The organism is Amycolatopsis sp. NPDC023774 (assembly GCF_040639695.1).
Lineage (GTDB): Bacteria > Actinomycetota > Actinomycetes > Mycobacteriales > Pseudonocardiaceae > Amycolatopsis.
The window spans coordinates 1-6,723 of the sequence record NZ_JBFAAJ010000078.1; the positions used below are offsets into that span (position 1 = coordinate 1).

General features: G+C 68.8%; 8 protein-coding genes and 1 pseudogene. 2 read left to right on the forward strand and 7 right to left on the reverse strand.

Annotation, left to right across the window (positions count from 1 at the left end; all coding sequences use genetic code 11):
- The 5 genes and pseudogenes from AB0F91_RS46570 to AB0F91_RS46590 form a co-directional block, all read right to left on the reverse strand.
- Positions 1 to 191 (reverse strand): annotated as a pseudogene (locus AB0F91_RS46570) (SAM-dependent methyltransferase); the annotation flags it as partial.
- Positions 192 to 239: 48 nt separating this feature from the next.
- Entirely contained in the window at positions 240 to 1,211 is a 972-nt protein-coding gene (locus AB0F91_RS46575) for a polyprenyl synthetase family protein (protein ID WP_360608864.1), read from the reverse strand.
- 121 nt (positions 1,212 to 1,332) lie between these two features.
- The gene (locus AB0F91_RS46580) at positions 1,333 to 2,286 is read right to left on the reverse strand and encodes a UbiA family prenyltransferase (RefSeq protein ID WP_360608866.1); all 954 of its coding nucleotides are present in this window, start codon (positions 2,284 to 2,286) and stop codon (positions 1,333 to 1,335) included.
- Complete coding sequence (locus AB0F91_RS46585; protein WP_360608867.1) at positions 2,280 to 3,302, reverse strand: polyprenyl synthetase family protein; 1,023 nt, start codon at positions 3,300 to 3,302, stop codon at positions 2,280 to 2,282. The genes AB0F91_RS46580 and AB0F91_RS46585 overlap by 7 nt, the downstream gene beginning before the upstream one ends.
- Before the next feature lie 678 nt (positions 3,303 to 3,980).
- A complete protein-coding gene (locus tag AB0F91_RS46590) occupies positions 3,981 to 4,577 on the reverse strand; it encodes a recombinase family protein (RefSeq protein WP_360608869.1) in 597 nt (198 codons plus the stop codon).
- Between AB0F91_RS46590 and AB0F91_RS46595 the strand changes: the two genes are divergently transcribed.
- The gene (locus AB0F91_RS46595) at positions 4,549 to 4,770 is read left to right on the forward strand and encodes a GntR family transcriptional regulator (RefSeq protein ID WP_360608871.1); all 222 of its coding nucleotides are present in this window, start codon (positions 4,549 to 4,551) and stop codon (positions 4,768 to 4,770) included. The two genes, AB0F91_RS46590 and AB0F91_RS46595, sit on opposite strands and share 29 nt — an antisense overlap.
- 42 nt (positions 4,771 to 4,812) lie before the next feature.
- Here AB0F91_RS46595 and AB0F91_RS46600 read toward each other — a convergent pair whose 3' ends face one another.
- Positions 4,813 to 4,977: a hypothetical protein gene (locus AB0F91_RS46600; RefSeq protein WP_360608873.1), complete on the reverse strand. Its 165-nt coding sequence runs from the start codon at positions 4,975 to 4,977 to the stop codon at positions 4,813 to 4,815.
- Positions 4,978 to 5,230: 253 nt separating this feature from the next.
- On the opposite strand from AB0F91_RS46600, the gene AB0F91_RS46605 reads away from it, so the two are divergent.
- Positions 5,231 to 5,686, forward strand: a complete 456-nt coding sequence (locus AB0F91_RS46605) for a VOC family protein (protein WP_360608875.1) — start codon at positions 5,231 to 5,233, stop codon at positions 5,684 to 5,686.
- Between the two features lie 265 nt (positions 5,687 to 5,951).
- On the opposite strand, the gene AB0F91_RS46610 is transcribed toward AB0F91_RS46605, so the two are convergent.
- Positions 5,952 to 6,401, reverse strand: a complete 450-nt coding sequence (locus AB0F91_RS46610; RefSeq protein ID WP_360608877.1) for a GNAT family N-acetyltransferase — start codon at positions 6,399 to 6,401, stop codon at positions 5,952 to 5,954.
- Positions 6,402 to 6,723: the final 322 nt, after the last annotated feature.

The window sequence follows — 6,723 nt, forward strand, 5'->3', positions numbered from 1 at the left end:
CGGTCGGGTTCGGGCACCTTGAGCACCGACTGGTCGAACCCGCCGACGGCGAAGTGGTGGTGGTAGAGGCCGTCCTCCTCACCGAGGAGCAGGTTGATCGGATCGTGGGTTTTGTTGTCCCAGTCGGCCTGCAACTCCCGCTCGTAGTCGGTGCGCACCACCGGGCGTGCCGTGCTCTCTTGAATGGTCATGGCCGTCGCTCCTTTTCTCCTTCTGGGATGTGTCGGGGCACAGCGGGGTCAGGCCGTGCGATGGACGATGAGGCGGAACAAGGCGCGCAGCTCGTCCGCTCCGGAGGCGGTCAGCCCGGCTTGGCTGAGGCAGTCGAGCGCCCGGTCGAGGTGGTGGCGCGACAGATCTTGGGCTGCTTGACGCCCGCCGGCTTGTTCGATCAGGCAGGCCATCTCGTCCAGGTGCTCGGCGATGGTGTCGCTGCGCTCCCACAGCCGGCGCAGGCCGATACTGGCCGGCCCGTCGGTGGCCAGGGCGGCCAGGACGGGCAGGGTCAGGTTGCGGCGCTTGAGATCACCACGGGCCGGTTTGCCGGTGACGGCGGGGTCTCCCCAGATGTCCTCGAGGTCGTTGGCGGCCTGCCACGCGATGCCGAGGTGGTGCCCGGCGCCGCGCAGCGCCGCCAGGATCGCCTCAGGCGCGCCGGTCCGGATGGCGGGCGCGGTGAGGCAACATTCCAGCAGGGCGCTCGTTTTCTGGGCGGCGACCTGCTCGAACTGCGCGACGCTCGCGGCGGGGTCCACGCCGAGCATCAGCTCGCCGGTCTGCCCGGCCAGGACCAGGCCGATCGCATCGGCGGCCGCGCGCGCCTGCCGGTCCTGGCCCTCCAGCATCAGCCGCAAGCCGGCGGCCTGCATCGCATCGCCGGCCAGCACCGCCAGTGGCACCCCGAACGCCGCCCACGCGGACGGCTGCCCACGGCGGGTCCGGTCGTCATCGATGATGTCGTCATGGAGAAGGGTCGAGTTGTGCAGCAACTCGACCGCGGTGGCCTCGGTGCCCACATCCTGCGGCGCAAGGCCCAGACCGGCTGCGGCCGCCATCATGAGGCCGGCCCGTACCAGCTTGCTCGAGCCACCTCCACCGTCGGTGAGACCGAGGTGGTAGAGGCAGACCCGGGCCAGGTCCGGCTGCAGCGCACGAACCCGCTCCTCAAGCAGTGGCCAGACGATCGAGCGGGCGCTCTCCAGCGAGGGCAACAGCCTCGATTCGACCGGTACGGCAGGTGTAGGCATGGTGGTCCTCCTCGGCCACAGTGTTTTGGGCCTCGTCAGTGGTCATGGATCGGCGGCGTCACGGCACTTTCGTTCTCGCGCACCGTCAGGCCTTGGCGAGCAGGAACGGGGCGCTCGCGAGGGTGAGGACCCAGGTCAGGAAGAAGAGCTGGAGGGTGAGCCGGTCCGCGGAACGGCTGTGCCGGCGCAGCGCCCGTGCGGCGCAGGTCCAGGACAGGATGCCGAGAACCACGGCGCTGATCACGCCCCTCCAGTCCCCGGCGCCTGACGGGCGGGCGAGTCCGAAGTAGACCACGCAGGGCAGCAAGGCCGAGAACGTGGCGAACCAGCGGCGCACGAAGGTCGGGCCGAACACCAGTGCCGGGGTGCGGCGCCCGATGGCACGGTCGCCGTCCATGTCGCGTACGTCTTCGAAAATCATGGCAAGCGGGAAGTAGAGCGACACGGTCGCGATCCAGGTCCAGGCGGTGGCGCCCAGCGGAGCCGAAACCTGCCATCCGGTGGCAAGCGTGGTGACCGCGCCCGAGATGTTCATGGGCGTCTTCCACCACAAGTAGTACCGAGGAGAGGCCCACCGGGAGTGCACCACCAGTGTGGTGACCTGCCACAGCAGCGGCCACGGCCACGCGCCGAAGACCCATCCGAGCACGGGGTAGACCACCATGGCCACCCAGAAGCGACGCCCGAGGCCCTTTGGGGTCACCAGGCCCGCCGGGACGGGACGATACGGCTTGTTCAGTGCATCTTCCGCGCCGGAGCGAGCCTGGTTCACCGAGACGAAGACGTAGACGAACAACAGCGCGAGCACGACCGCTTTGCCGACCCCTGCCAGCAGTTCCACGGCCGGCCGGCCGGCATAGGCACCGGCGGCTACCGAGAACACAATTGGCAAGACAGCGATGAATGAGTCGTCGGCCATCATGCGCCCGGTCAGGTTCGCTTCGCGGCGCAGCCAGCCCGCGACGGACCGCGACCCCGGCGTACCGTGGCCGACGCCGCGCCGCGCACGGTCGGCGCCGGCGGTCCCGTCGGTCAGCATGAGCGATCCACCACCGTGGCGGCGATGGCGCGCAGCGGAGCCGTTTGGCCGGGGTCCAACCCCGCACCGTCAAGATGGCCTTCGGCGTCGGCGAGCGCGGCGAGCGCGGCTTCCCGGCTGATGTCGCGCGCACCGATCCGCTCCATGGCGCAGACACACTCGGCCACCTGCTCGTCGGTGGGCGGTGTGGTGCTGCGGTAGAGGGCCTTCAACGGCCCCACGGCCGGATCCGGCGAGGCCAGGGCGACGAGCACCGGATGGGTCCACTTGCGGCGGCGGAGATCCGCCCCGACGGGTTTGCCGGTGGTCGCCGGGTCACCGAAGATCCCGAGCAGGTCATCGGCGATCTGGAAGGCCAGGCCGAGGGACCGGCCGAAGCGATCCATCCGGGCGACGACCTCGGGGCACGCGCCGGCAGCGGCGGCGCCCAGCGCGCACGCTGCACCCATCAGGGACCCGGTTTTGAGCCGGGCCATCAGCATGTAGTCGTCGGTGGTGAGATCACGCCGGGTCTCGTACTCGACGTCCAGCGCTTCGCCCCGGATCAGGTCCTGGACCGCCGTGCACAGCCGGCGCGCAAGGGGCACCTCGTCGAGACACCCCAGTGCCAGCGCCAGCACCGCGTCACCGGACAGCACCCCCGCAGACGTCCCGAACTCCGCCCACACGGTGAGGCGGCCGCGCCGCTCCCGATCCTGGTCGATCACGTCGTCGTGGAGGATGCAGAAGTTGTGCACCAACTCCACCGCGGCGGCCACCTCGTCAAGCCGATCGTGCGTCCCCCCGGCCGCCTCCGCCGCGGCGTAGACCAGCGCGGGCCGCAAGCCCTTGCCGGCGCGCGCGCCGATGACCGGTTTCCCGGCGGCGTCGCTCCAGCCGAAATGAAACGCCACCCAGTGACGCTGCTGCAGCGGGAGCCGGTCCACCTGGGCACGCAGGGCGGGCAGCACCCGCCGTTGCGCCCGCGTCAACATCTCCCCCACCAGTGGCGCGACAGTCAACCTCTCCTGCCCCATGAACCGATCACCTCCGCAACGACGACGGGGATACCAGCCACCCGAACACGCGCAAAAACGCCGGGCGTGAAAGAAAACGAGTAAACGCCCCAGCACCCGGCCAAATAGAAATGCCGTACCAGCGGGCGGCGTGCCGATGATTACTACGCTACCACGCCAACCAGAACGTGGAAGCGCCGACAATTGGGTGGGATATGGAACGCTGGCGCTTCATTGTATCGAGTGAAAGACTCACTGAACGCTCCCCCATTCTGCGCCATGTGAGCGACCGAAATAATCGATCATCGGCTCATGGGACCACAACAGTGTCACCGAGGGTCGACCCACGCACACGGGCGTGAGCGGCCGCTCCGCTTCGTCGGCGAGGAGCTTCTTGACCTCCCTCTTCCGCGCGTCGGGTGTCGAGGCAGTGGCGGAGCCGGCTCAGCGCGGTGAGCTGGTTGGCGGGGAGAGGTCGTTTGTTGCAGGGGCGCTGTCCGCGACGGACTCGGTTACGATCGAGTGACCGAAGACCCCGAAATTCGGCAAAAAGAGCCACGCACTTGCGTCCGAAAACGCGACAACAGGGCCTATTTTCAACCGAATGGCCCAGTTGTGTGGCCTCTGTGGGTTACCACCCGGACCAGCACCGAATTACCTCATCACCACGGTCGGGCAACCATTCAAAGTAAGGCATATTTATGCGCTGATTCTGATCACCTTCACAGGCCAGGCTCGCGCCTTCCCCGGCTGTCGCCCACCGGCGTGGGAGTGGCGTCGAAGGCCTTGCCCGGTGCTGGTAGATGGTGGGGCGGGTGACGCCGAACTCGGCGGCGATCTGGGCGACGGTGTAGCGGCGGTTGCCGTCGTCGCCGCGCTCGTCGTACATCTGCCGGGCCAGCTGCACCTGGCGGGCACCGAGCTTCGGTTCTGCCTGCCGGTGCGGCCGCGCGCTCGGGCCGCGGCCAGGCCGTCCATCGTCCGCTCGGACATCAGGGTGCACCACCAGGTCCCCTTGGCCTGCAGCTGCTTGGACAGCTCGATCAGGTGCTCCAGGGAGCGGCCGAGCCGGTCGAGCTTGGCCACCACGAGCTGGTCGCCGGCCCGGTTGGCCGACAGCAGCGCCTTGTCCAGCTCGGGCCGGCGGGCGAGCTTGCCGGAGTCCTTGTCGAGGAAGATCTCATCGCAACCTGCCGCTGTGAGCGTGCGTTCTTTTTCGGCGCGCGCTACTGGGAGGCCGAAATGGCGGGTCGAGACCACGCCGAAGATGTCCTCCTGGTGTTGCAGGGACTCCATCTCCGGGAACGCCTCCACGGTAAGCCATCCAACTCCACCGTTTCTCCAGCTTATAGCGGTGATCCGGGAGGCGATCGACGCCGGCGAGCTGCAGCCGGGCGACCGTCTCCCCTCGGGCGCCGAGCTGCAGGCGCGATACGGCCTCGCGTCGATGACCGTGCGATCCGGGAGCTGCGCGGCGAAGGCCTGCTGATGTCCCGGCAGAGGCAGCGGCGTGTTCGTGCGCAACACGCCATCACCCCCGGCCGGTGGCGACCGCGCCGCCGAGGTCCGGCGCATCCTCGAACGGCTGTACCAGCACCCGGATCGACGTGCTCACCGCCATGCTGACCGAACACGGCCCGGCGATCCCCAGCACCAGCGCGCAGGAGCGCTGCTCGGTGCAGCCGAAGACGAACAACGCGACCTTTCGGCGGGTCCTAGGGGCGGGAACCGAGTACGCCGGAAAGGGACTGCGGCAGGCGATCGAACCTTGAGCTCTGCGACCTCCTCTTCGCGGCGTGCGCTTGCGTGCGCGATGTTGGCTACAAAGGCCAAGGTGGGTCGATCGGGCGGCAATGTCACAGGTGAGCTTGACGGCTCGATAGGTCCTCGGTGATCGACTTGTGACACGGTGGAGGTGTCCCAGGAAGTCGAAGTCGCTCGGAGTACTCATGTCATTTCAGGTCCTTGGTACCGCGCACACGGGAATCACGGTCGTCGACCTCGAAAGGTCGCTGTCGTTTTGGAGGGACGTCCTCGGGCTCAAGGTCGTGCTGCGCGACGACGTGGCCGGCAAGGCGCTCGAAGAGATCACCGGCGTCCGTGGAGGCGCCATGTCGTTCGCCATTCTCGAGGTTCCCGGTGGCGGAGGCCAGATCGAGCTGTTGGAGTACACGCAGCCGGCCGATCGGCAGCATTTGCGGCCACGTCCCTTTGATGTCGGTTCGATGCACGTTGCGTTGTTCGTGGACGACATCGAGGCCGTGCTGCGGGATTGCGCTGCAGCTGGATGGCGCAGCCATGGGACGCCGCGGGTCAGGCAGGAGGGTCCGGCCAAGGGGATGACCTTTTTGTATATGAGCGACCCGGACGGCACCATCGTGGAACTCGTCCAAGCCGCCTCCTGAGGGCGCGCGACGACAGCACTGGGCGTGCGCCGGGTGCCCTGGTTGAACAGCCGCAGGGAAGAAGTACGCGGGCGACCTGCACAAGGCCGCCCGGGCCGGGTTCGACGAGGATGCACCGAGTGCCGCGACGACGAACTAGGAAGGCTGAGCGTCGGTCTCGGCGGCCGCCCTACGACGTGAGCCGCGCGGCCGCGTCGAGCACGTGCTCGCAGTACCGCGGTTCTCCCACCGACGGCAGCGGCAGCCATTCGGCGAACCCGCGTGCCTAGGGGATGTTCTCGATCAGGGTGGTGGTCCACGTGTACCCGACGCCGTGCTGCGCCGCGCGCAGTGCCCGCATCCGCCGGTCACCACGCATCCAGGGCGGCCCATCGGTGAACCAGTCCAGGCGGGAGAACGCGGCGAGCGCGAGGACCCGCCCATAGCCGCGGCGCCGAACCTCGCCGTCGACCTGGACGTGCTCGAGCACCCCGGTCCGGTCCTGGGGGCACACCGCCAGCGTGGCCGCGCCGACCGCGTGGCCATCCAGGTGCAGCTCGATCCGACCAGGCCCGGCGGCCTCGTCCGGTGGCACGGCGACCAGTTCCAGCCCCGCCCCCGTGGCCTCCTCCACGTCGGCCTGTTCGTAGGCGGGATCGATGAGAGCCCACTGATGATCGGTGTGGCCCTCGTCGCGGCACCGGTGGCAGATCAGCGAGTGCAGGCTCAGCGCCACGACCCAGGAGAACGTGCCCGAATCGGCGACGGGTGCTGGCGCGGGCAGTGCCGCGGCGGGTGGACGGCGAGCGACCCATCCGGGTTCAGCTCGTGCCGCAGCAACGGCCGCACCGGGAGGTCTTCGGGGCCGTACTCGCCGAGCGGGCGCCGAGCTTCGAACATATGTGCGAGTTACGACGCTCTTACGGCTGCGCCGCTGGTCAACGGGGTTAGCGGGGTTGTCGATGGACACATGCCCGTGCCGGAACTGCCGCTCCGGCTCGCCGTGGTCGAGCCGGCCGTGCTGCTGCCCATCGGCGGGGACGAGTACTCGCCGATGG

Bases quoted from the DNA above. Each gene is read 5' to 3' on its own strand.
- AB0F91_RS46585 (WP_360608867.1), bottom strand. From the start codon at position 3,302: ATGGGGCAGGAGAGGTTGACTGTCGCGCCACTGGTGGGGGAGATGTTG.
- AB0F91_RS46590 (WP_360608869.1), bottom strand. From the start codon at position 4,577: ATGGAGTCCCTGCAACACCAGGAGGACATCTTCGGCGTGGTCTCGACC.
- AB0F91_RS46595 (WP_360608871.1), top strand. From the start codon at position 4,549: ATGTCCTCCTGGTGTTGCAGGGACTCCATCTCCGGGAACGCCTCCACG.
- AB0F91_RS46605 (WP_360608875.1), top strand. From the start codon at position 5,231: ATGTCATTTCAGGTCCTTGGTACCGCGCACACGGGAATCACGGTCGTC.
- AB0F91_RS46580 (WP_360608866.1), bottom strand. From the start codon at position 2,286: ATGCTGACCGACGGGACCGCCGGCGCCGACCGTGCGCGGCGCGGCGTC.